Origin of the sequence: Brachybacterium muris (assembly GCF_016907455.1) — a bacterium.
Classification (GTDB): Bacteria; Actinomycetota; Actinomycetes; order Actinomycetales; family Dermabacteraceae; genus Brachybacterium; species Brachybacterium muris.
Genome location: NZ_JAFBCB010000001.1, coordinates 1,203,470 through 1,226,924 on the forward strand (window position 1 = coordinate 1,203,470; position 23,455 = coordinate 1,226,924).

Annotated in this window: 18 protein-coding genes and 2 pseudogenes; 13 read left to right on the plus strand and 7 right to left on the minus strand. The window is 69.8% G+C overall.

Going from position 1 to position 23,455, the window contains the following annotated elements; translation table 11 throughout:
• Nucleotides 1-45: 45 nt before the first annotated feature.
• The gene (locus tag JOD52_RS05555) at nucleotides 46-1,533 is read right to left on the minus strand and encodes a C69 family dipeptidase (protein ID WP_204409018.1); all 1,488 of its coding nucleotides are present in this window, start codon (nucleotides 1,531-1,533) and stop codon (nucleotides 46-48) included.
• 158 nt (nucleotides 1,534-1,691) lie between these two features.
• Entirely contained in the window at nucleotides 1,692-3,422 is a 1,731-nt protein-coding gene (locus JOD52_RS05560) for a DEAD/DEAH box helicase (protein WP_204409019.1), read from the minus strand.
• A 148-nt stretch (nucleotides 3,423-3,570) separates the two neighbouring features.
• On the opposite strand from JOD52_RS05560, the gene JOD52_RS05565 reads away from it, so the two are divergent.
• The 8 genes and pseudogenes from JOD52_RS05565 to JOD52_RS05600 all read left to right on the plus strand — a co-directional run bounded on the left by JOD52_RS05565 (nucleotide 3,571) and on the right by JOD52_RS05600 (nucleotide 11,255).
• Nucleotides 3,571-4,836, plus strand: a complete 1,266-nt coding sequence (locus JOD52_RS05565; protein ID WP_204409020.1) for a sulfatase-like hydrolase/transferase — start codon at nucleotides 3,571-3,573, stop codon at nucleotides 4,834-4,836.
• An 86-nt stretch (nucleotides 4,837-4,922) separates the two neighbouring features.
• A complete protein-coding gene (locus JOD52_RS05570; RefSeq protein WP_204409021.1) occupies nucleotides 4,923-5,954 on the plus strand; it encodes a hypothetical protein in 1,032 nt (343 codons plus the stop codon).
• A gap of 176 nt (nucleotides 5,955-6,130) precedes the next feature.
• Nucleotides 6,131-6,442, plus strand: a pseudogene (locus JOD52_RS05575) (transposase); the annotation flags it as partial.
• A gap of 163 nt (nucleotides 6,443-6,605) precedes the next feature.
• Nucleotides 6,606-8,168 carry an IS21 family transposase gene (gene istA / locus JOD52_RS05580; protein ID WP_204408388.1) on the plus strand — a complete coding sequence of 521 codons (1,563 nt, stop codon included), beginning with the start codon at nucleotides 6,606-6,608 and terminating at the stop codon, nucleotides 8,166-8,168.
• Nucleotides 8,165-8,911 carry an ATP-binding protein gene (locus JOD52_RS05585; protein ID WP_338124028.1) on the plus strand — a complete coding sequence of 249 codons (747 nt, stop codon included), beginning with the start codon at nucleotides 8,165-8,167 and terminating at the stop codon, nucleotides 8,909-8,911. Before istA ends, JOD52_RS05585 begins: the two co-directional genes overlap by 4 nt.
• A gap of 4 nt (nucleotides 8,912-8,915) precedes the next feature.
• The gene (locus JOD52_RS05590) at nucleotides 8,916-9,095 is read left to right on the plus strand and encodes a hypothetical protein (RefSeq protein WP_204411831.1); all 180 of its coding nucleotides are present in this window, start codon (nucleotides 8,916-8,918) and stop codon (nucleotides 9,093-9,095) included.
• Nucleotides 9,022-10,131 (plus strand): annotated as a pseudogene (locus JOD52_RS05595) (IS1380 family transposase); the annotation flags it as partial. The gene JOD52_RS05590 and the pseudogene JOD52_RS05595, both read left to right, overlap by 74 nt.
• Before the next feature lie 509 nt (nucleotides 10,132-10,640).
• Nucleotides 10,641-11,255 (plus strand): Z-ring associated ZapG family protein, encoded by a 615-nt coding sequence (locus tag JOD52_RS05600; protein ID WP_204409022.1) that lies wholly within the window; start codon nucleotides 10,641-10,643, stop codon nucleotides 11,253-11,255.
• Nucleotides 11,256-11,382: 127 nt separating this feature from the next.
• Here JOD52_RS05600 and JOD52_RS05605 read toward each other — a convergent pair whose 3' ends face one another.
• From JOD52_RS05605 to JOD52_RS05625, 5 genes are read right to left on the minus strand one after another with little or no spacing between them, the layout of a single operon-like run.
• On the minus strand, nucleotides 11,383-12,063 hold the full coding sequence (locus JOD52_RS05605; RefSeq protein ID WP_204409023.1) for an HAD family hydrolase: 681 nt from the start codon (nucleotides 12,061-12,063) through the stop codon (nucleotides 11,383-11,385).
• Nucleotides 12,053-13,078, minus strand: a complete 1,026-nt coding sequence (locus JOD52_RS05610) for an alkaline phosphatase family protein (protein ID WP_204409024.1) — start codon at nucleotides 13,076-13,078, stop codon at nucleotides 12,053-12,055. The genes JOD52_RS05605 and JOD52_RS05610 overlap by 11 nt, the downstream gene beginning before the upstream one ends.
• A complete protein-coding gene (locus JOD52_RS05615; RefSeq protein WP_204409025.1) occupies nucleotides 13,075-16,194 on the minus strand; it encodes an alpha-mannosidase in 3,120 nt (1,039 codons plus the stop codon). The genes JOD52_RS05610 and JOD52_RS05615 overlap by 4 nt, the downstream gene beginning before the upstream one ends.
• Nucleotides 16,195-16,209: 15 nt before the next feature.
• Nucleotides 16,210-17,592 carry a family 4 glycosyl hydrolase gene (locus tag JOD52_RS05620; protein ID WP_204409026.1) on the minus strand — a complete coding sequence of 461 codons (1,383 nt, stop codon included), beginning with the start codon at nucleotides 17,590-17,592 and terminating at the stop codon, nucleotides 16,210-16,212.
• On the minus strand, nucleotides 17,589-18,410 hold the full coding sequence (locus JOD52_RS05625) for a DeoR/GlpR family DNA-binding transcription regulator (protein WP_017824287.1): 822 nt from the start codon (nucleotides 18,408-18,410) through the stop codon (nucleotides 17,589-17,591). The genes JOD52_RS05620 and JOD52_RS05625 overlap by 4 nt, the downstream gene beginning before the upstream one ends.
• A gap of 191 nt (nucleotides 18,411-18,601) precedes the next feature.
• Between JOD52_RS05625 and JOD52_RS05630 the strand changes: the two genes are divergently transcribed.
• From JOD52_RS05630 to JOD52_RS05650, 5 genes are all read left to right on the plus strand, one after another.
• Entirely contained in the window at nucleotides 18,602-19,597 is a 996-nt protein-coding gene (locus JOD52_RS05630; protein ID WP_204409027.1) for a PfkB family carbohydrate kinase, read from the plus strand.
• Nucleotides 19,598-19,692: 95 nt separating this feature from the next.
• Complete coding sequence (locus JOD52_RS05635) at nucleotides 19,693-20,994, plus strand: extracellular solute-binding protein (RefSeq protein WP_204409028.1); 1,302 nt, start codon at nucleotides 19,693-19,695, stop codon at nucleotides 20,992-20,994.
• Between the two features lies 1 nt (nucleotide 20,995).
• Nucleotides 20,996-21,985 carry a carbohydrate ABC transporter permease gene (locus JOD52_RS05640; protein ID WP_239551803.1) on the plus strand — a complete coding sequence of 330 codons (990 nt, stop codon included), beginning with the start codon at nucleotides 20,996-20,998 and terminating at the stop codon, nucleotides 21,983-21,985.
• On the plus strand, nucleotides 21,982-22,866 hold the full coding sequence (locus tag JOD52_RS05645; protein ID WP_204409029.1) for a carbohydrate ABC transporter permease: 885 nt from the start codon (nucleotides 21,982-21,984) through the stop codon (nucleotides 22,864-22,866). The genes JOD52_RS05640 and JOD52_RS05645 overlap by 4 nt, the downstream gene beginning before the upstream one ends.
• A 71-nt stretch (nucleotides 22,867-22,937) precedes the next feature.
• On the plus strand, nucleotides 22,938-23,411 hold the full coding sequence (locus tag JOD52_RS05650) for an SRPBCC family protein (protein WP_204409030.1): 474 nt from the start codon (nucleotides 22,938-22,940) through the stop codon (nucleotides 23,409-23,411).
• Nucleotides 23,412-23,455 lie beyond the last annotated feature (44 nt).

Below are 23,455 nucleotides of genomic sequence, written 5' to 3' on the forward strand. Positions count from 1 at the left end.
CGTCTGCATCGTCGAGGCGAGGGGCGCGAGCCCGCGCTGCGCCACTCACCCGTCCGACCGCGAGAACCGGTTGGTCATGCGGTCGCTCGCCGTGAACAGCACCTGGCCGAGCAGCGCGTCGGTCTCCCTGCGGATCCGCTCGGTGATCCGGGTGTTCGCTGCGGTGAGCAGGGCCAGCACCTCGCCCGCCGTACCGGCCGCGGCGGCCTCCCCGTCGGCCGTGTGGACGGCGCTGCGGCCGAGCGCGAGGGTGCGCTGCTGGTAGCGCTCAATGAGCGGGATCACCTGGTGGAAGTGCGCATCGGCCAGCGCCGCGATCATGCGCGAGGTCCAGTAGAAGCTGTCGGTGCTGACCTGCTCGCCGGTCGTGGCGAGATAGGCGGGGGCCTCCTCGACGTTCGTGAACATCGGGATCAGGGTCGTGAACGGAAGCGAGGCGTAGGCGATCCACTGCACGGCTCGGTGCGACTCCGGCAGGCCCGGGCGGATCTGCAGGATCGCCAGCGCGTTGTGGCGGTTGATGCCGATGGGGCGGAAGGCGCGGCGCTCCGCGTCGGTGCCGCGCGCGGAGTAGGGGTCGAAGACGGTGCCCTGGTAGTGGGAGGAGAGCACATCCTTGACGTCCTCGATCGTCAGCAGGCGCTCGGGCCGCCGGCTCCAGGCGAGGTCGTCGGAGTCGGGGCTCGCGCCGGGGCGCCCTGCGTCCCAGTCCTCGGCGTGCGGGCTGAGGGTGCGCTGCATGTACCAGGCGCGGGGCGTGTTGTAGAGGTGGTCGTGCTCGGTGTGGGAGCCGAAGGCCTCGCGAGGGTTGAACGCCGTGTCGCTGGCGGTGGAGCCGCTGCGCAGGGTGAGGTCCAGGTGGTGCTCCCGCAGGAATGCGCGCAGGTCGGGGCTGGCGAGATGGTCGCGGCCGGGACCTTCGGCGTCGGTGAGGTCGAAGGAGTCGATGCCCAGCTGGTTCGGCATCGTCACGTAGTGGTCCTCGGGCACGCGCCGCGCGATCCAGTGGTGCCCGCCCACGGTCTCCAGCCACCAGATGTCCTCGGCGTCGCTGAACGCGATCCCGTTCATCTCATAGGTGCCGTGCTCGGCCAGCAGCGCCCCGAGCCGTTCAACGCCCTCGCGGGCCGAGCGGATGTACGGCAGCACGAGGGTCACGAAGTCCTCCTCGCCGAAGCCACCCGGGGTCTCCCCGTCGCGCTCGGCCAGCGGATCCGCGGCGAGCACGCGCGGGTTCGAGGTGATCGTCTCGGTCGCGCTCATCGCGACGTTCGCCGCGTTGATCCCGGCGCAGCCCCAGATCCCCTCGTCCGGCAGGGCGTTCGGGATCGCGGTGTAGCGCAGCGGGTTCTCGGGCAGCTCGATGGTGCGCCCGCCGAGCACGGAGGTGTAGGTGCGCGGCTGGTCCTCGGGCCGCATCACCACGGCCCGCTTCGGATCGAAGCTCCCGGCCGAGGAGTCTTCGGTGCGGGCGACCAGCGGGGAGCCGGCGGCGCTCGCACGGCGGCCGACGAGGAGGTTAGTGCAGGGCATGAGCGGGTGACTCCTGGGGTGCGGGGGACGGTGTGCGCTCTCCACCGTAGACCTGCCCCCGGCATAGGGTGGCCCGCACCATGGTGCTGCGTCCGGCGGCACCGATCCGTCGGGGGGAAGAGCAGCGATCGAGGCAGAGCACACGACAAGTTCGCCGCTCAGGCGCTGCCCTCCGTGAGGCTCGCCGTCGGCAGCCAGTCCGCGCCGAGCAGCTGCGCCACATCGGTGAGGCCCTCGGTATCCCCGCCGACGGTGTCGGAGGCGGCGGCGATCCGCTCCACCATCACCTTGCTGACCTGCTCCTCGACCGTGTCCTCGGCGTAGGCGATGTGCCAGGGAGAGACCTGGTGGTCGCGGTGGGTGCGACCGGTGACCTGCCTGCCGGCGATGCCGGAGTAGCGCGCCTGGTGGAACAGTCCCATGCGCGGCGCGGTGGATGCCTGCCTGCCGCCGGGGAGGGTCTCGCCGGCGTGGAGGCTGATCGAGGCGACGGTGGTGAACACGCACACCGGCGCCTCCCCGGTCTGGAAGCGCAGCCGCTCGGCCTCGACGTCGAAGCGGTCCCGGCCGAAGATCGTCGCGACCTCGATCCCCGAGTCCTGGAGACGTTCGGTGATGGGATCGGCGGCGGTGGTCACGAACTCGACCGAACAGGCCACCTGCCGTTCCGCCTCGACCTGCTGCGCGATCCACTGCGCCGTCGAGTCCACGCGGAGCAGCCCCGCCTTCTGCCGGAAGCGCAGCAGCGCCGCCCGCCCCTTCGCGGTGTTGCGTCCGCGGCGCGCGAGGTCCATCTCGCGGCAGAACTCTCCCCAATCCGCCTCGTAGGCCTCGCGCTCGGCCGGCGTGAGCGCGACCGGCATCCCGGAGATCGGCACCGGCCCCCAGGGCGCGGCACGATGCAGCATCGCCGCCGGCTCCGCGTCCGTGAGCCAGGTGCGCACCCGCGCGAGATCTTCCGCCCGCCGGGCCGGATCCGTCGTCCAGGTCGCGCCGTATCGGCCCTTCTCCAGCGCGATCCCGTGCCGTTCGAGTGCGGACCGGAATCTGTCGGCGGGCTCCTTCACGGAGGTCCACTCGCCGATCGGCTCGTCGTGCACCTGCGCATAGGCGGGGGCCAGGTACGGCAGCTCGAGCGGGGTGTGGCCGGGCGTGGCCGTGGTCGCGATGACGAACGGCGCCGCGTCGTGCGAGCGGGTGTGCCCGGAGATCCGCGACCACAGCTTCCACCGCTTCGTGGTGGTGCGGCGCAGGGCGTGCGCCTCGTCGGCGATGATCACGTCCCAGTCGTGGCCGGCGACCTTCTCCAGCCGGTCCCAGGTGATCACCACCCACTCCAGCCCGGAGTCGCCGAGCGCGGTGATCGTGCGGCACCAGTGCCCGATCGTGATCGCCGCCGGACGGTCCGCGACCACCAGTACCCGCTCCGCGCCGCGCAGATCGCCGACGGCGCTCGCGCCGAGCACGGCGGAGATCGTCTTGCCGACGCCCGGCTCGTCGGCCAGCAGGAACATCCGCCCGCCCGCCTTGGCACGGGCCGCGATCGCGTCGGCCGCCTCGTACTGGTTCTGCCGCGGCTCGAAGCCGTCGGTCGGCGCCGGGACCTCGGCGGGGGAGTCGGGGTTGTGGAGGTTCTCCAGGAAACGGCCGAGGGTGTGCGGGCCGGGGGAGTAGGGCGCGAGATGGTCCGGGAGCGTCCGGCCGACGTGCACGTGCATCTTCACCGCGGGGTGCCAGGAGGCGCCCTCGACCTGTGTGCCGTAGGGGACGTCGAGGATCCACAGCCGCTCGCCCGGGCCGATGAAGGGCAGCTCACGCGGGGTGCGCGAGGAGCTGCTGCGGCGCGAGGACCTGCGGTGGCGCGTGGAGGAACGACGGGAAGATGCCACCCCGGGAGGCTACCCGGGGAGGGCCGTGAACTGGCGCGAGTGGCGCAGGCGGCGCGTAGCCTCGGTAGACCCGTGCACTGCAAAGGAGCGACCATGCCGGAGGTCCACGGACCGAACATCGTGATCCTCTTCGCGGACGATCTGGGCTGTGGCGACCTGGGCTGCTTCGGCGCCGACGACCTCCCCACCCCCGCACCTGGACTCCCTGTGCCAAGGCGGGATCAAGCTCTCCCGCTGCTACGCGAACTCTCCGGTCTGCTCCCCGTCCCGCGCCGCGCTGCTCACCGGGAAGCATCCCGCCCACGCGGGGGTGGAGCAGATCCTCGGCGGCTCACGGCGCACCCCGGGCCTGCCCCCGCAGGACACTCTTGCGACCCTTCTTCGCGAGCGCGGCTATCGCACGGGACTGTTCGGCAAATGGCATCTCGGCGCGGCCGAGGAGTTCGCCCCCACCCGCTACGGCTTCGAGGAGGTGTTCGGGTTCAGGGCCGGGTGCGTGGACTACTACTCCCACATCTTCTCCTGGGGCGGGCACGACCCCGTCCACGACCTGTGGGACGGCGAGGAGGAGGTGTGGCGGAACGGCGAGTACCTCACCACCGCGATCGGTCAGCGGGCCAGCGACTTCATCACCCGCCACGCCGGGGGTGACCTGTTCTTCTGCTTCGTCCCGTTCAACGCCCGGCACTACCCGATGCACGCCCCGGCCGAGCACATGGAGCGCGTCGCCCACCTCCCACCCGGCCGCCGCGAGACCGGCGCGATGATCGCCGCGCTCGACGACGCCGTGGGGGAGATCCTCGCCGCGCTCGACGCCGCCGGAGCGCGGGAGGGCACGATCGTGCTGTTCTCCTCCGACAACGGCCCCTCCCGCGAGAGCCGCAACCGGCTGGGCGGCGAGGAGATCTCCTACGAGGGCGGCTCGAGCGGCGGACTCCGCGGTGCGAAGGGCAGCCTGTTCGAGGGCGGGATCCGCGTCCCCGGCATCCTCTCCTGGCCTACTGGTCTGCCCTCCGGGGTGGAGAGTGAGCAGGTGGGGCTCATGATGGATGTTCTGCCCACCTTCCTGCACGCGGCCGACGGGGTGGCGCCTGACCTGCCGGAGAGGGACGAGGTTTCGCTGCTGGACGTGCTCAAGGATCCGGGAGCGACGGTGCCCGAGCGAACCGTGGCCTGGGCGTACGGCGGGCAGGTCGCCGTGCGGCGCGGCCGGTTCAAGATCGTCTCTGACGTGCGCGCGGGGATGGACCCGCCGGCCGTGGTGGAGCGAGCGCTGTACGACCTCGAGGCGGACCCTCGCGAGGAGTTCGACGTGTTCGTGCGGGAGGCCGAGGTGATGCGGGCACTGGGGGAGGAGCTGGAGGGGTATTGGCGTCGGATCGCGGAGTGGGGGAGAGCCGCGGCGGTGCCCTGAGATCGCGCCCCCGCTGTCCTCCCTCGCGAATATCCTGAGGTTGACGCTCCGGCACCGCTGCGGGCCAGGACAAGTGAGCAGGGACGATGGCAGAGGACGAGACGCAGAAAGCCGTGGAGGAGATCCTCGACGCCGATGTCGATGCCGTCGAGGACCCCGCGATCGTCGTGGACTCCCTGCCCGAGTCTCAGAAGGCAGAGGCCGAGGAATACGCCCGCGAGTTCCTCCTGCGGGTGATCCGCCTGCGGGGCGTGAAGATCGATCGCGAGCACTTCCTGCGCGCCGAATTGCACAAGCGCGGCTTCGGTGAGGCGACGATCGCCCGTGCCATCGCTGGGAACCCCGCAGCTGCCGGTATCGAGCCCGGGGTCCTGGACCGTGTCGCTGCGGAAGTGGTCGAGTTCGAGACGCGGAAGTCCAGTGCGATGTCCTTCGCGGCAGGGCTCCCAGGCGGGTTCGCGATGCTCGGCACGATCCCCGCGGACATCACACAGTTCTACGTGCACGCATTCCGCATCATGCAGAAGGTCGCCTACGTGTATGGGTGGACCAACTTCCTCGAGGACACCGAGGAGATCGACGATGAGACGCTCGGGAAGCTTGCCGCGTTCCTCGGCGTGATGATGGGGGTCGGCGGCGCCTCCTCTGCGGTGACCTCCTTCGCCGGAAACGTCGCCCGCCCCGCGATCCAGAAGCAGATCGCGGGTGTCGCGCTCACGAAGACGGCCTGGTACACGCCGATGAAGCAGGTGCTGAGAGTCGTCGGCATCAAGCTCACCAAGGACAGCTTCGCCAAGACCGTCACGAAGGTCGTGCCCGTGGCAGGCGGAGTGCTCTCCGGGGGCCTCACCTATACGGCGCTCCGTGTCCAGTCGGGCCGGTTGATCAAGCACCTGCGCGAGCTGCCGCCGCCTCACGTCGATGCGGAGGATTACCTCCGTCTGCTGCACGCGGCAGACGAGGACCGCGACTCGCCCTCGAAGGCTCAGCATGCGGCCGACGCCGTGAAGGGTGCGGGCTCGGCAGCGAAGGGCGCGGCGGTCTCGATGGCAGGGCGGATCGGCGGCATGATGCCGCGCCGGGCGAAGAAGGCGCCGACCGACAACCGTGATGCCTGACCTGAGGGGATCAGGCGCTAGCAGGTTCGTCTTGGTGTCGGCGAAGGTCATCTAGCCTCGAGTTTTCATAGCGGTGTGGTCTCGATGGGTGGGAGGCATAGAGAAAGGTGCTCCTGGCCTGGGATGATACGAGGTGTTGAGACCCGTACCCATCCGCTGGAAGGAGCACCTTTCAGGTGTCCCACCCTACCTTGTTCTTCTACCCCCGTCCGCGCGTGGACATCGCTGAGGTCCCGGCCCTCTCGCATGCGGGCGCGGTGCTGCTGACCGACACGATCCACGCCACCGGCCTCGCCTCTTCGCTGCGGGAAGCACTGGCTCCTTGGACGAAACCACTGGCCGAGCACCACGCGGCGAAGATCCTGCTGGACCTCGCACTCACTCTCGCAATCGGCGGGGAGCATGCTTCGGATACTGATCTGCTGCGTTGCGAACCGGGCCTGTTCGGTGATGTCGCCTCGACCCCGACGATCTCCCGCACGCTCACCATGAATATTCGCCTCGCTGGGGTCCGCTGATCGAGGGTTCGGGTGCCACGTCGCTGCCGTAGCGGTGGCGTCGTTCGGGACCACCAGTGGTGTCGTTGGGGCCGCTCTGTCTACGCTCCTTCCGCCGTGTGTATAGGGCACGCGGCGGAAGGAGCAATCTGGAATGGTACGGAAGATCAGGGCGAAGCTGGTGCTCCAGCTGCGCGCAGAAGGTCTGTCGGGGCGAGCGATTTCGTCCTCGCAGGGCATGTCCCGCAAGTCCGTGAGGGCGGTGTTCGAGGCCGCTGACGCTGCAGGGATCGGGTGGGGCGATATCGCGGACGTCGCCGATGAGCAGGTGTATGCCCGGTTGTTCCCGGGCCGGGGCGAGCACGAGAGCGTGTTCGCACAGCCGGACTGGGAACAGGTCCATCGAGAGATGGCCAGGGTCGGCGTGACGCTGAAGCTGTTGCACGGCGAGTACTTCGACGCGACCACGGCGGCTGGGGATCCGGCGATGGGGTATGACCGGTTTTGCCGCACCTACCAGCACCACGTCATGGTCACCGGTGCCGCTTCGAGAGTCGGTCACAAGGCCGGCCAGAGCGTGGAGGTCGACTGGTCCGGCCCCACGATGGAGCTGGCCGATCCGGTCACCGGCGAGGTCTCGAAGGTGTTCTTGTTCGTTGCCTGCCTGCCTTTTTCTCGTTACGCGTTCTGCTTCCCGGCGCTGGATATGCGCCAGGAGTCCTGGCTGCGAGCGCACGTAGCGATGTTCGAGGCGCTGGGCGGGACGGTCCCGAGGATCGTTCCGGACAACCTCAAGACCGGTGTGGTGAAGCACCCCCGCGAGGGCGAGATCGTCCTGAACGATGCGTATCGCGAGATGGCAGCGCATTACTCGGCGGCGGTGCTCCCGGGGAGGGTGCGGAAACCGAAAGACAAGGCGAGCGTGGAGAACACCGTCGCGCACGTCGCGACCTGGGTCATCGCCGGGCTGCGGGATCAGCGATTCACGTCCCTGCCCGAACTTGCAGCCGCCATCGGGCAGCGGATGGAGGCCTATAACGCGGAGCCGTTCCAGAAGCGGCCCGGATCCCGCGCCAGCGTGTTCGACGCGGAGGAGCGGCCGCTGCTGACGCCGCTGCCGGCGGTGCCCTACGAGATCTCGACATGGCACTACGGACGACGAGTGGGCAGGAACGGGCACGTCACGTTCGCGCGGAACTTCTACTCCGCGCCGTTCGCGCACATCGGCGCGAAGGTCGATCTGCGCATCACGGCCCGGACGCTGGAGATCTATCAGGGCAGCCAGCGACTGACCAGTCACCTGCTGCTCCCGGAGACCGCGAGCAATGAGTACCGCACCAACGACGCGGACCTACCTGCGGGCGAGCGTTTCCAGGCCTGGGACGCGCAGAGGGTGCGGGCGTGGGCAGATCGGGTCGGGCCGGCCACGGTGATCGTGATCCAGCGGATCTTCGAGTCCGTGCCGATCGTGGAACAGGGCCTGGATCCCGCGTTGGCGGTGCTACGGCTCTCTCGCCGCTTCTCCGTAGATCGGGTCGAGGCGGCCTGCGCACTCGCGCTGACGGGACGGGTCCGTTCACCGCGCTATGCGCATCTGCACCCGATCTTGGCCACCGGGCAGGACAAGGTCGCCGCCCTGCGTCCACCCCGCGAGGAACCCGCGGAAGACGGCGGATACGTCCGTGGCGCCGACTACTACGCCGGAGGTGTCCGGTGAGCGTGATCGATAACGACACGAAGCGGAAGCTGCGCGAGATGGGCGCGACCGCGCTGCTGGACGCGATCGATGCCCAGGATGAGGCTCACGTGCTGGGGATGTCGTTCCAGGAACGGCTCCAGCTGATCGTGGACGAGGCGCATTCCATCTTCAATCATGGAAAGGTCGAGGGTCTGATCCGCCGGGCGGGGCTGCGTTATCCCGGAGCGGACCTGCGGCGGCTGGATCTGGTCGAGGAACGGGGACTGAACCGGAACGTGATCGCGCAACTGGCAACCTGCTCCTTCATCCAGCGGCAACAGAACGTGGTCTTCCAGGGCTTCACCGGCTCAGGGAAGTCCTACCTCGGCTGCGCGCTGGCGAAGCAGGCCTGCCAGCACCGGCTCCGAGCCCACTACATCCGAATGCCCGACCTCGAAGAGGCCTGGGCCCTGGCAAAGGACAAGCCGCAGGGCCAGACGAAGTTCCTGCGGAAGTACTCCACGTTCTCGCTGCTGGTGATCGACGAGTGGCTGCTGGACCATCCTGACGAGGGAATGCGTTCGATGCTGCTGGAACTGCTCGAGCGCCGCTATGACACCGGCTCGACCGTGTTCTGCACCCAGTACCCGAAGAAGGACTGGCACGCCCGGCTCGGTGGAGCAGTCCACGCCGATGCGATCATGGACCGCATCGTGCACAACACAATCTGGATCGACACCGGCGACAGGAACATGCGAGAACACACCGCACTGCCCCAGTGACCCGATGCCGGCGGGAGCCAGTGGTCCCCACCGCGGCGGCTACTGGCCCCCGTCGGCACGATCGGCGGTCCCCAAGAGCAAGATTCGGTGGCTCCCACGACTACGAATACTCACTCACCACCCTCGCCCAGGACGCGCCCACCGTGATCGAGGCGATCTCGAAAGCCCGCCGGGCCGCGCGTGAAAGAGCCTGGACCCTCGCCGGAGCGCATTCCCCGGCTGCGGGGGTCAGTGCGAAGAACCCGCTGGTCGTCGACCTCGATGCCACCCTGATCAACGTCCACAGTGAGAAGGAGCAGGCCGCACCGACGTTCAAACGCGGGTTCGGCTATCACCCGTTGTGCGCGTTCCTGGACCACGGCAGCGACGGGACCGGGGAACCGCTGGCGATCCAGCTGCGCCCCGGCAACGCCGGCTCGAACACCGCCGCTGATCACATCACCGTCACCCGGCAGGCTCTCGCGCAGCTGCCTGCGGGCCTGCTGGCCCGGGGTGGTCGGGGGTCGAAGAAGATCCTGATCCGCACCGACGGGGCCGGCGGCACCAAGGACTTCCTGGCCTGGCTCCAGCGGCAGCGTCTGGCCTACTCAGTGGGGTTCACCCTCCCCGCAAGCACCCCTGACCTGCTGAAACGCCTCGACGAGGCGGAGGCGTGGACTCCCGCCTATGACACCGAGGACGAGGGGATCCGCGACGGGGCATGGGTGGCGGAGCTGACCGGGCTCCTTGACTTAGCCGCGTGGCCTGCCGGGATGCGGGTGATCGTGCGGAAGGAACGTCCTCATCCTGGGGCGCAGCTGCGGATCACCGATCACGAGGGGATGCGCATCACCGCGTTCGCGACCAACTCCCCGCGCGGCCAGCTCCCGGTCTTGGAGCTGCGGCACCGTCGCCGGGCGCGCTGCGAAGACCGGATCCGTAACGCCAAGGACATGGGCCTTGAGAAGTTCCCGCTGCAGTCCTTCGCGCAGAATCAGCTCTGGTGCCAGATCATCCAACTCGCCAGCGAGCTCGTCGCCTGGATGCAAACCATCGCCTTCACCAGGCACGACGCGAGGAAGTGGGAACCCAAACGGCTCCGCGCGCGGTTGTTCGAGATCCCCGCGACCCTCGTGCGCCGCGCCCGGCACAAGGTCCTCCACCTCGCCGAACATGCACCCGAAGCCGTGAGGGTCCTGACCGGCGTCAACCGGCTCCGCACCACCGTCGCACAGACCTAACCCGGCGAGACCACCCGCCCCTACGACCAGCAGCTCCTCTTCTCGGGAGTGGAACCCGACCGCCCGCAACGGACACTGCGACGATCTGTCATACCCGAATGCCAGAATCAGCAGCTCAACACCGGCAACGACGCCGACCCACCCCGCTCACCAGCCCCATGAAACATCGAGGCTAGCAGGTCGTACGATTGAAGCCTTTAGATTAGAGGCCGACGGTGACGAAAACTAACTATCTCCTCAATGTCGGAACCGTCACCTCAAGAGACATGTAGACAGACGCCCCGTTCTCGCATATTCAGGACTCTCTTTGTTGAGCTCGAGGTTCCTGCAGTTCGAACCGGGGTGAAATCTTGTAAAAGCATCTTCCATCGGCGCGTTTGTCTCTAGTCGCGTCGATTGTCGGTGATGCTATGTGTGGCTGAAGCGAGGCGCATGCCTGCTCGAGCTTAGGGCCATGAGATCGAGGCCGAAGGACCTTTGTGGTCAATCTGATTCGGTATACTTCCCACATGGATCTCGAAGTCGTAGCTCTTTCTGCCCTGGTGTCACTGGTGACCGCGGTGATCGCAGGGTGGTCTGCGTCGCGATTCGCCACGCGAGAGTATCGTCACCGGCAAATGTACTCCAAGAAATTGGAAGTTTATGCGGCGGTGATGAGTTGGAGTGACAAATTTCTTGTGGCTCTGAATGCCTCGAATGAGATCGAATTGGACGCTTACGGTCGAGGGTTGGATGCTTCCGCCAGGCGCGAATTGCTCGAGGCGCAGCTGGAGGAATTGCAGGGGCATATGGAGGAGATGCATGATGCGATGCTGCATATCCAAACTGTGGCGGCGCCAGGATGCCTCCGGCGTTTGATGGCCGCGTATAAGGAGATGATCGATGCCGCGATGGCGGTCGATGCGAGCGATCCGCGAACAATTGCCGAGGGTACCGAAGAGGGGGTGGCGGCGAAGCGAACGCAATTGAAATTTAGGCAAGTGATTCTAGCGGAAGCGAGACGGGATATTTATGGATCTACGTTTGATCGATTTGTTCCGGGGGTGCTAGTGCGCTTTCTTGACAGGAGGGTGGTCAGGGCTGATGAGCGTGCTAGGCGGTGGGGTGCGGATACGCCGTATTAGGATGCTACGGGAAATTGCCCTTCAGTGGAGGGGGGTGAGGGATGGGTCCAGTGGATCCCCTCTAACGGATCTTAGGCGGGTCTGCTCCCGAAGATTGTTTCGAAGTTGCGCGAATGCCAGTCGCCCGTCAGATTTTAGCGCTGGCTAGCGAAGCCAAGTCAAGAATTTCCACATCCGCCCCGGATGCGGTCCCACCACACCCGATCACGAAGGCCCCAAGCGCGTGCCCGGCGGCGACGCCGGAGGGGGAGTCCTCGAGGACCACGACCTGGCCGGGCTCCACCTGTCCGGCATCGACCCCGAGCAGCTCGAGCCCGCGGCGGAAGCCCTCGGGGTCGGGCTTGCCCTGGCGCACGTCCTCGATCGTCACCACGACGGGGATCTCATGGGAGAGCTGGAGGTCGGCGAGGACGGGCTCGATCATGCGGCGCAGAGTGCCGGTGACGATGGCGAGCGGGATGCCGCGTGCGTGCAGGGCGCGCACCACCTCGAGGTGCGCGGCCGGGACGCGGGGGCGTTCCCGGCACGCCTCCACGTAGGCGGCGGCGACCTCGTCGAGGAGTGCGTCGGTCGTGACCGCCTCGGCACGACTCACCAGGAGCGCCGCGGCGATGTCCTCCTCGCTGCGGCCCAGCAGCGTCGCGTACTCGCCGGGGGCGGGCGGGGCGAGGTCGAGGGCGGCGAGGGCGCGGGCGTAGCAGTCCTCGAGGAGGTCCTCGTCCAGGGACAGGGTGCCGTTGAAATCCAGCAGCACGGCTGTCGCGGCGAGGAGCTTCTCGGCAGCGAGGGTGCAGGGGTCACCATTCATGGTCGAGGTTCCTTGTGGGGCCGACGGACGGGGTGTCGTGCAGGGCGCCGACCTCATGGCCGGCCTCCCAGCGGGCCTCGGTGACGCCGAGCAGCTCGAGCAGCAGCGGAGTGACGTCCTCGCTGCGCAGCGGTCCGCGGCCCGTGACGACGCGGCGCACTCGCTCCCTGCCCGCCTCGGAGCCGACGTGGTGCAGCAGCAGGAAGGAGCGGCGCACGTCCACCTCGTCCTCGCCGTGCCCGCCCTCGGGCTTGTGCCCGTGATCGGTGACGACGGCGATGAGCCAGTCCTCGCCGAGCTGCTCGTGGCGCTCGCTGACGGCCTTGACCAGGTAGCGGACGTGCTCATCGGCCGCGGCGATCGCCTCGCGGTACTCGGGGGAGGCGGCGCCATGAGCATGCCCCGCCTCGTCCACGCCTTCGAAGTAGACGAAGCTCGCGTCGGGCCCCTCGTGGTTCAGCACCCACGCGGCATGGCCGCGGACCTGGACGTCCGCGCTGTGGCAGCCGCGGGAGAAGTCGGTGGCTTTCATCAGCTGGTGCTGCCCGCCGGCCTGCTGGTCCACCCGCTGGTGGATGACAGGTCCGGCGGAGCTCGCGTCCACGAGCGCGTCCCAGGTGGAGGCCGCGAAGGTTCGCGAGCGCGGATCTGCGAAGAATATGCGGGAGAGGATGTCGGGGGTCCGTGCGAGGCGGTGGCCCACGAACTCGTTCCACCACACGTTGTTCTGCTCGTGCGTGGTGCCGGTGAGCAGCGAGGCCCAGCCGGGCCCGGAGTCGGTGGGCGGGGTCATCCACACCGGCAGAATCTCCCCGCCCTCGAGCAGGCGGGCGAGGGTCGGCGCGGCCGGCTCCTCGTGGCGAGGCATCTCCGGGCCCGGGGCGGCCGGCTCCTCGGCCCGGAACCGCGGATCGGCCGGGTGATCGGGCTCGGCGAACCCGGTATGACGGGCGAGCGCGGCGGGCAGGGCGACGTCGAGGCGCACCCCGTCCACGCCGATGAGGAGGAGCTTCATGCGGGGTCTCCCGGGGTGAGGCGGAGGGACAGGATCTGGAAGGGGCGCAGGTCCAGGGGGATGCCCTCGGCAGGGTCGACGCCGTCGAGCGCGAGAGTGCGTTCGCTCTCCGGCACCTCCGCGTCCAGCGGGTCGACCTCGCGCACGCGGCCGACGGGCAGGCCCAGGTGGAGCCGGGCCCGCGTGCGGGCGCCGCGCCCTTCGTGGAGCCGGAGGATGAAGTCGCCGCTGCCGTCGTGCGCGGGCAGCACCGCGTCGACGTGCACGCCGGGGTCGTCGACCGCGGCGAGCTGCTGGGCGCGGACCGTCCCGGGGACGGGCCGCAGCGGCAGATGGAGGGCGTTCGCCGCGTGCGCGGCGGAGACTGGGTCGGCGCCGACGAGCAGGCTCCATCGCACCGTGCGAACGCTGCGGTCGGCGCCAGGGTCGGGCCAGTTCGGGGCGCGCATGAGGCTCGGCCGCAGCAGGGTGCCGACGGTGCTCCGCCCGTCCTCGGTGGGCAGCGCCATCGCGTCGAAGCCGTAGCTGGAGTCATTGACGACGGCCGCGCCCCAGCCCGGTTCCGCGGCGAGCAGCCAGCGGTGCATCGGCATCTCGAACTTCGCGAACTCCCAGCTGGTGTTCTCGTGCAGGGGCCGGGTGATGTGCCCGAACTGGGTCTCGGCGAGGGTCTCCCGCGCCTGCACGGCGAGGGGGACGGCGACCTTGAGCAGCGTCTCGCGCTCCTGCCAGTCGACCTCGAGCGCCATGTCCACCTGGCGGGAGTCGGTGTCGAGACCGATGGTGAGCGTCGCGGGGGAGCCGCCGAGCAGCAGGTCCACGGCGAGGACGGCGCGGGCCGGTGACTCGGTGAGAACGCGTAGCCCGGACGTCGTACGGACCTCGCCGTCGCGCTTGCTGCCGCGGTAGTGGCGGTCGATGTCCCAGGCGTCGAACTCGTTGGGGAGGTCCTCGAAGAGTTCGAGGTGCATGCCCTCGCCGCCGGGGACGAGCACGTCCCGCTCGGCGGCGCGGTCGAGGACGCGGCGCAGCGTCCCGTCGGCGCCGACGGCCACCTCGAGATGCGCGTTCCGCAGGAGGATCTCCTCACCCTGCCGGGCCACCTCGACGGGCGCCGCCTCCGGGCGACCCGCCTCCTCGAGCGGGATGATCGCGGTCGCGGGCACCTCGAGGAGGCGCAGCTCCCCGTCCAGAGCGACCACCTGGCGGCGGGCGTGCGGCCCCGGATTCAGCAGCGAGACACCGTCGGCCCCGGTGCCCCCGTCGGCGGCCAGCAGGCGGAGCCCGTCGGCGGTGAGCTCCTCGGCGCGCTGCAGCATCCGGGCGTAGTCCTCGCGCGCCTCGCGGTGCACCCAGGCGATCGAGCTGCCGGGGAGGATGTCGTGGAACTGGAGCAGCAGCGCCCGTTGCCACAGCGCATCGACCGCGGCCTGGTCGATCGTGCCGAGCCGGCGCGCGGTGACGAGCGCCCAGACCAGCTCGAGGGTACGCAGCGCGTGCTCGATCCGGCGGTTGCCCTGCTTCATCTCGAGCTGCGAGGTGAAGATCCCGCGATGGAACTCGAGGTAGAGCTCGCCGCGGTGCACGGGAGCGGCGCGGCTGTACTCCTCGCGCGCCGCGTCGAAGAACCCGTCCGGGTCGCCCATCTCCAGGCGCGGGGAGCCCTCGAGGTCGGTCCGGCGGCGTGCCCGTTCGACCATGTCAGCCGTGGGGCCGCCCCCGCCGTCCCCGTAGCCGAAGGGGATCACCTGGTGGGTGGCGCGGCCGCGCTCGGCGAAGTTCCGCTCGGCGGCCGCGATCTCGTCGGCCGTGAGCATGGAGTCGTAGCAGTTCACGGGCGGGAAGTGCGTGAAGATCCGGGTCCCGTCGATGCCCTCCCACCAGAAGGTGGAGTGGGGGTGCTGGTTGGTGCGGTTCCACGAGATCTTCTGGGTGAGGAAGCCGTCCATCCCCACTTGGCGTGCGATCTGGGGCAGGGCGGCGGAGTAGCCGAAGGAGTCCGGCAGCCACAGCGTGCGCGAACGGACCCCGAACTCCTCCTCGAAGAAGCGGGTGCCGTAGGCGAACTGGCGGATCAGCGCCTCGCCGCCGGGCATCATGACGTCGGACTCGACCCACATGCCGCCGGAGGGGACCCAGCGCCCCTCAGCGATCTTCTCCCGCACGCGGGCATAGATCTCGGGCTGGGACTCCTTCAGCCAGGCGTACTGCTGCGCGCTGGTGGCGGTGAAGGTGAGGTCCGGGTACTCGTCCATGAGTGCGACGACGTTCGAGAAGGTGCGGCCCACCTTCCGCACCGTCTCCCGCACCGGCCACAGCCAGGCGGAGTCGATGTGGGCGTGGCCGATGGTGGTCACCTGCAGGGCGGAGGCGTTCGCCGGCGCGGCGAGGGCAGGGGCGAGCACCTCGCGGGCGCGCTGCGCGGTGCCGCGCACGTCGCGGAGGTCCAGGACGCCCAGCGCGTCGTCGAGGGCGCACAGGATCCGGGCCCGGCGCACCGAGTCGGCGGGCAGCTCGGCGGCGAGGCCGCGGAGCACGTCGAGGTCGTGCTCGAGCGCCCAGACGGTCTCGTCGCGGGCGACCCAGCGGGCGGTGCGCAGGGCGAAGAGCTGCTCGGGGCCGGCGGTGAGGCGGTCCCCGCGCTCGCTGGGGACGGTGCCGCCGGAGAGCATGTCCGGGTTCGCGGCGGCCTCGAGCGTGAACGTGAGCGAGGTCCCGGCCGGTGCGTCGACGAGGACGCTGCGGTTGCGGGAGTTGATGGCCTTCAGCGGGCGGAGCGCCTCGTCCAGCAGCAGTCCCTCGCACTGGTTGCCCGGCCAGTCGTCGACGAAGCCGAGATCGGCCTCGACCCGCAGGCGCGTCCCCTCCGGGACGGCGGGGGCGGTGCCGGTGAGGCGGAAGAACGTGGTGGACCAGGCCCGGCCCCACGGGCGGGGGAGGGACACGGGCGTGAACTCGGCGCCGTCGAGCGCGGAGTACGGGACGGGTTCGCCGTCCCCGGGCACCGCCCATTCGGCGACCTCGAGGGCGCCGAGGTCGTGGAGCACCGCGGGCCGGATGCGCTCACGCAGGGCGCGGTCCACGCGGCCCAGGATCCGGTCATCGTCGTGGAACATGGGACTCCTGGGGTCTCAGCGGAGGTAGGCGAGCTCGGGGAAGGCGTCCTCGGCGAGGGCGAGGGCCTTCCGGGCCACTCCCACCCCGTCGATCAGCGGGTGCAGCGCGAGCGCTTCGACGGCGAGATCGCGGCTGCGCTCCTGGACGGCGGCGATCACAGTGCGCTCGACGGTCTTGACGGTGTGGACGAGGCCGCGGCCGTGGACGGGGACGGGGGAGACCTGATGCGCCGTCGCCCCGTTCGCGTCGACCGTGCAGGGCACCTCGATGACCGCGTCCGGCGGGAGGAAGTCGACCTGGGAGCCGTTCGCGACGTTCAGAATGAGCTGGGCGGGCCGGTCATGGGCGATCGCGTGCATGATCGCGAGCGCGACCTTGTCGTAGCCGCCGGACTCGAGATCCGCCTCGTCGCGCTCCATGCCGCCGGCCGCCTCGCGGTTGGTGGCCATGTAGGTCTCCTCGCGGCGGCGCCGGGTCGCCTCCCACAGCTCCGCGGCGCGCTCGGGCGAGCCGGCCGCCTCGGTGAAGAACGCGTCCTGCTGGCCAAGGAGGAACCGGCCGCGGGTGAGGTCCGCGTCCGCATCGGCCGCGACGGTCTCGCGCGCGAAGTAGTAGTAGTGCAGGTACTCGTTGGGCAGGCAGCCCAGGGTGCGGACCCAGTCCGCCCCGAACAGGCGTCCCTCCTCGGTGCGCTCGAGCAGGTCGGGGCGCGCGAGCAGGGCCGGCATCAGGTCGGTGCCGTCCACCTCGAGGCCCTGCAGCCAGCCGAGGTGGTTCAGCCCGATGTAGTCCAGCCGCACGGGGGAGTCGCCGAGCCCGGTGGCCGCGGTCGTGCCGGCGGGGGCGAGGCCGGCCGATTCGAGGGCGCCGAGCGCCCGCCGGGCGAGGCCGATGGGGGAGTCGCAGATCCCGATGACGCGGTCGCCGAGGATCGCGCGGCTCGCCTCGGTGACGATGCCGGCGGGGTTGGTGAAGTTGATCAGCCACGCCTCGGGGTTCACCTCGGCGATCGTGCGGGCGATGTCCAGGGCGGTGGGCAGGCCGCGCAGCGCGTAGCTGATGCCGCCGAAGCCGGTGGTCTCCTGGCCTAGCAGGCCCACCTGCTGCGCGATCTGCTCGTCCAGCGCGCGGCCGCGCGTGCCGCCCACGCGCAGGGCGGAGAACACGAAGTCGACGCCGCGCACGGCCTCGCGCAGGTCGGTGAAGAGCAGAATGCGGGGCGCGTCCGCCCGGCCCGCGCTCATCGTCTCGAGGATCGAGGACATGGTGCGCAGGCGCGCGGGATCGGTGTCGACCAGGCGCAGCTCGGTGACCCGGCCGGGGGAGGTGTCTGCCAACAGCGTGCGGAAGACGAGCGGGACGCGGAAGCCGCCCCCGCCCAGGAGTGCGAGCTTCATGCGGTGAGGACCTCCGTGTCGGCGGCGGTGCACAGCTCGTGCAGCGCGGTGGGGAGCGGACCCTCGGTGACCAGGCGGTCCACGTCCGAGATGTCCAGGGCGGTGTAGGGGCCGATGCCGGGGATCTTCGAGGCGTCGGCGAGGAGCACGGTGCGGCTGCTCGCCGCGGCGGCGGCGCGCTTGATCGTCGCCTGGCGCGAATCGGTGTCGCGCACGACGCCGCTCTCGGTGATCCCGGCGCAGCCCAGCACGGCGCAGTCGATGTGCAGGTCGGTGAGGCCCTCGAGGACCCGCGGACCCTGCGTGCAGCGGTAGTCGCGGTTGAACTCGCCGCCGAGCACCACGAGCTTCACCTGGGGTGCGGCGGAGAGCAGCTGGATCACCTCGAGGGAGCTGGTGACCACGGTGAGGTCGAGGTGCATGAGCCGGCGGGCGAGCTCGTAGGTGGTGGTGCCGATGTCGAGGTAGAGCGTCTGCCCGTCGGTGAACTCCGGGGCGGCCGCCTCGGCGAGGGCCTGCTTGATCCGGGAGTTGCGGCGCAGCACCTCGTGGAAGGGATCATCGACCCCCGCGGCCTCGTCCTCCGCGGGGGAGCCGGCCGGCGGCCGCTGTCCCTCGGCGGCGGGCGCGGCGGGAGCGGTGAGGGAGCGGGCGCCCCCGTGCACGCGCTCGACGCGGCCGGCGGCGACGAGGTCCTCGAGGTCGCGGCGGGCGGTGGTCCCGGAGATGGCCAGCTCGGCGGCGATCTGCTGCGTGGACACGACGTGGTGCGTGACCACCATGTTCTCGATGGCCTCGAGGCGAGCGGCTCTGATCATGCGGTGATCGTAGCCACAGCACGGCTCCGGAATCAACAAAGACGATCATAAGCAACCAGTAATGATCGCCAGTGGCAATTTGACGAACAGACTTGACCACTCGTGTGCAGTCGCGCACACTGTCCGCATCGCCCGGAGCGCAGAACAGCGCACCACGTCACCCGACAGGGCGCCCGAGGAACGGAGAGTCGATGACCGACCCCCAGGCACCGCAGCAGGTCGCCGCCCCGGCTCGTGCCACCACGACGTCGCAGGTGGTGGACCTCCTCGCCGTGGGCCAGCTCTTCCTCGACGTGCTCTACGGCCCGCTGCCCTCCGCACCCGTGCTCGGGCAGGAGCTGTTCACCGAGCAGGTCACCCTCGTGCCCGGCGGGATCGCGAACTTCGCCGCGGCCGCCACGGCCCTCGGCGCCCGGGCGGAGATCGCCGCGCCGATCGGTGACGGGCCGCTCAGCGCCCTCACCCGCACGCTGCTCGAGGAGCGCGGGATCGGGACCGATGCCCTGGAGGTCCAGGCGGGCTGGGACCTCCAGCTCACCACTGGACTCTCCTACGAGGGCGACCGCGCCCTGGTCACCGCCGGGCTCCCGCCCGCGGGCCGTGCCGGCGCCCCGCGAGGGCTCGCCCGGGCGGGCTCGGTCGCCGTCCATCTCGAGCTCGGTGACATGCCCTGGCTCGCGGACACCCCGGGCCGGGTCTTCGCCGACGTGGGCTGGGATCCGAGCGGCGTGTGGGACCGTGCCATGCTGCGCCACCTCGCGCACTGCCACGTCTTCCTCCCGAACGCCGACGAGGCCCAGGCCTACACCCGCACCGGCTCGCCGCGCGCGGCCGCCCGCGCGCTCGCCGAGCTCGTGCCGCTCGCGGTCGTCACCTGCGGGGCCGACGGGGTGATCGCGATCGACGCCGCCGCCGGCACCGAGGTCCAGGTGGGGGCGGTTGACCTCGGCCCCATCGACCCGACGGGGGCCGGGGACACCTTCGGCGCCGCGCTCATCGTGCTCCTGGACCGCGGCCTGCCGCTGGCGGCGGCGGCCGAGGCGGCCGGCCTCGCCGCGACCGCACGCGCCGCAGGCGCCGTCGGCCCCGCCCGTACCCCCTCGCTCCCGCAGCTCGCCGAGCTCGCGCGAGAGCACCGCCTGGACTGCGCAGAGGCGCTCACCGCCCTCAGCCGGTCCTCCCCATGACGCTCCACCCCACCAGCAGTTCCCTCACCACCCGCAGTTCCCTCACCACCAGCAGTTCCCTCACCACCAGCAGTACCCACACCCAGGAGTTCACCATGACGCATCCCCGTCTCTCCCGTCGTTCCGCGCTCGGTCTCGGCGCGGCGGCAGGTTCGCTGGCACTGTTCACCGGCTGCTCGACCAGCACCTCCGGCTCCGGCTCCGGCGGGGGCAAGGACGGCGGGATCTCGCTGTGGATCTGGCCCGAGGGCTTCGCCGATGACGTCGTCGCGGACATCACCGAGCGCTTCCCGGACGCCGGCTTCACCCAGACCGTCCAGGGCGGCGACTTCAAGCAGAAGCTGCAGACCACCCTCCAGGCCGGGAAGGGCCTGCCGAACATCACCGGCATCAAGGGCGAGGACATCGCGCACTTCTCGAGCGTCGCCGAGTACTTCGTGGACCTCAACACCCTCGGGGCCGAGGACCACAAGGGCGAGTACGCGGACTGGAAGTGGGAGCAGGCCACCACCAAGGACGGCAAGCAGCTGGGCATCCCGATCGACATCGGCCCCACCGCCCTGTTCTACCGCCACGACATCTTCGAGAAGAACGGACTGCCCTCCACCCCGGAGGACCTCGCCGCCGCGATCCGCGAATGGGAGCAGCTGTTCGACCTCGGCAAGCAGCTGAACGCCGCCGACAAGGACACGTACCTCATCCGGAACCTCTCCGGCGTCTTCGACCTCGCCTGGCGCCAGAGCGGCAAGGCGTTCATCGACGAGGAGGGCGCGTTCATCGGCGCGGACTCCCACATCCGCCAGGCCTGGGACCTCGCGATCTCCGCGCACGACGCGGGCATCAACGCGGCGCTCGAGTCCAACACCCCCGACCTCGCCGCGGCCGTCGCCGCCGGCAAGCTGCCAGCGGACTTCGGCGCCTCCTGGCACCTCGCTGACCTCATCGTCGACGCCCCGGACACCTCCGGGAAGTGGCACGTCTGCGAGCACCCCGGCGACGCCGCGAACCTCGGCGGCTCCTTCCTGGGCATCCCGGCGGACGTCGAGGACCAGGAGCAGGCCTTCGAGATCATCCTCGCGCTGCTGGACGCGAAGAACCTCGCCCGCGAGTACGTCCACTCCGGGAACTTCCCCGCGAACCTCGAGGCGATGGAGTCCCCCGAGGTGCAGGGCGAGGTCGAGTTCCTCGGCGGCCAGGTCGCCGGCAAGGTGTTCGCCCACGCCGCAGAGTACGTCCGCCCCCTCTACGAGGACCCTGCCGACGGCACCGTCAACGCCCCGTTCTACGCCGAGCTCGCGCTCGTCGAAGCGAGCGGCAAGGACCCGGCGAAGGCCTGGGACGCGGCCGTGGCCGAGGCGGAGCGGCTCGCGGAGCAGAACGGGATCACGGTCGCCTGACATGACGAGCACGCCGTCCCCGCAGGTCCTCCCACCCCGCCCCGCCGGCGACCGCCGCCGGCGGGGCGGGGGCCGCCCCACCGACCCCGGCACCCTCGGCGTGCGCGGGAGGCGTGCGCGCCCGATGTACCTCGCGGTCGCCCCGTACTTCCTGCTCTTCGCGGTCTTCAGCGCGATCCCGATCGTCTTCACGATGTTCCTCGCGTTCACGGACTGGCGCGGCATCGGGGAGTGGAACGTCATCGGGCTGGAGAACTTCTCCTACCTGATCCACGACCCCCTGTTCTGGAAGTCGCTGAAGAACACCCTGATCCTCTGGGTGATGTCCACGGTCCCGTGCCTCACCCTGGCGACCCTGCTCGCCCTCGCGCTGAACGCCTCGGTGCGCTTCTCCACGGTGTACCGGGTCGCCTATCTGGTCCCGAACATCACCTCGCTCGTGGCGATGGGCATCCTGTTCAGCTCGATCTTCTCCTCGAACTTCGGCATCGCGAACGCGATGCTGAACCTCGTGGGGATCGACTCCGTGCGCTGGCTGCAGACGGAGTGGGGGATCAAGATCGCGATCTCCACCTTGTCCGCGTGGAGTTTCGTGGGCTACAACGCCCTGATCATCCTCGCGGGCCTGCAGTCGATCGAGAAGCAGGTGTACGAGGCCGCGCAGCTGGACGGCGCCGGGCCCGTGCGGACCTTCTTCTCCATCACGCTGCCGATGCTGCGCCCCATCGTCCTGTTCATCACGATCATGTCGACCATCGGCTCGCTGCAGAGCTTCACCGAGTCCCAGGTGATGACGTCCTCGCAGGGCGGGGGAGCCTCCTCCGCCGGCGGCGTCGGCAACTCGGGGCTGACCATGGTGCTGTACTTCTACTCCGTCGCGTTCCAGGAGAACCGTTACGGGTACGGCGCCACCATCGCGTGGGGCGTGATGGTCGTGGTCATCGTCTTCACGATCATCAACTGGTTCGCCACTCGGGAGCGCTCACGATGACCCTTGCCCCGACCCCCACCCGCCCTCGCGCCGAGGAGCACGCCCCGGCGGCGCATCGCCCGCGGCTGCGCCCGGGCCGCGTGATCCGCCACGTCCTGCTGCTCCTCGGAGCGCTCGTGTCGATCTTCCCGTTCTACTGGATGATCGTGCTGTCCAGCCACCGCTCCGCGGCGATCTTCGAGTTCCCGCCGCCGCTGCTGCCCGGCGACCGCTTCATGGAGAACTTCACCCGGGTGATGGACTCGGTGAACGTGTGGGCCGCGATGGGCAACACGGTGGTCGTCGCCTCGACGGTGACGTTCTTCGTGCTGCTGATCGACTCGCTGGCCGCGTTCGCGTTCGCGAAGTTCTCCTTCCGCGGCAAGAACGTCCTGTTCCTGCTGGTCATGCTGACGTTCCTGCTGCCTTCGCAGCTCGCGACCATCCCGCAGTTCCTGATGATGACGGAGCTGGGCTGGGTGGGGGAGCTGAAGTCCGTGATCGTCCCCTCGCTCGCCGGCGCCTTCGGGATCTTCTGGCTGCGGCAGTTCTTCCAGAACTCCGTGCGGACCGAGCTCATCGAGGCCGCGACGATCGACGGCTGCGGCTTCTTCCGCCAGTACTTCCACGTCGCCCTGCCCTCGGGCCGCTCCGCGATGGCGTTCCTGGGCATGTTCACGTTCATCGGCTCGTGGAACGACTTCATGTGGCCGCTCATCGTGCTGAACGACCCCGACCGCCTCACCCTCCAGGTGGCGCTGTCCCAGCTGCAGACCACCCACGGCACCGACTACGGCATGCTCATGATGAGCGCGCTCATCGCCGTGGTCCCGCTGATCCTCGTGTTCATCATCGGCGCGAAGCAGTTCATCGCCGGGATCACGGACGGGGCGGTGAAGTAGGGGAATCTGCTCCCGATCAGGGGACTGATTGGGGCCAGCGGGCAGCGGGCGTCGTGTGACAGCCTGGGGCGATGTCACGCCCCATGCAGGTCTCCGACAGCATCGAGATCGACGCCGAGCCGATGACGATCTACCGCCAGCTCGCCGACCCCTCCCTGATGGGGCGCTGGAGCCCGGAGAACCTGGGCACCGCCGCGCCCGGGCGCGGCCCGCTCACGGTGGGCGAGGAGTTCGTGGGCCGCAACCGGCGCGGTCCCGGACGCTGGTCCACCGCCTGCACCGTGACCGCCGCCGAGCCGGGGGAGAGGTTCGCGTTCCGGGTGCACCGGATCGGTCTGCGTCGGCCGCTGCTGCGCGGCGCGATCGCGACCTGGAGCTACACCCTCGAGCCGGTGGGTGCGCGGCGCTGCCGCGTCACCGAGACCTGGCAGGACGACAGGAGGGGATGGCCGGACACCTGGGCGGCGCGGTTCGATCGACTGGTCACCCGGGGCAGCACCTTCGACCAGTTCCAGGGCGAATCAGGTTTCGAGGTGATCACGTAGTGACCCGAGTTGGGCAAGGCGTGATGGGAGCACGAATCGGTGCG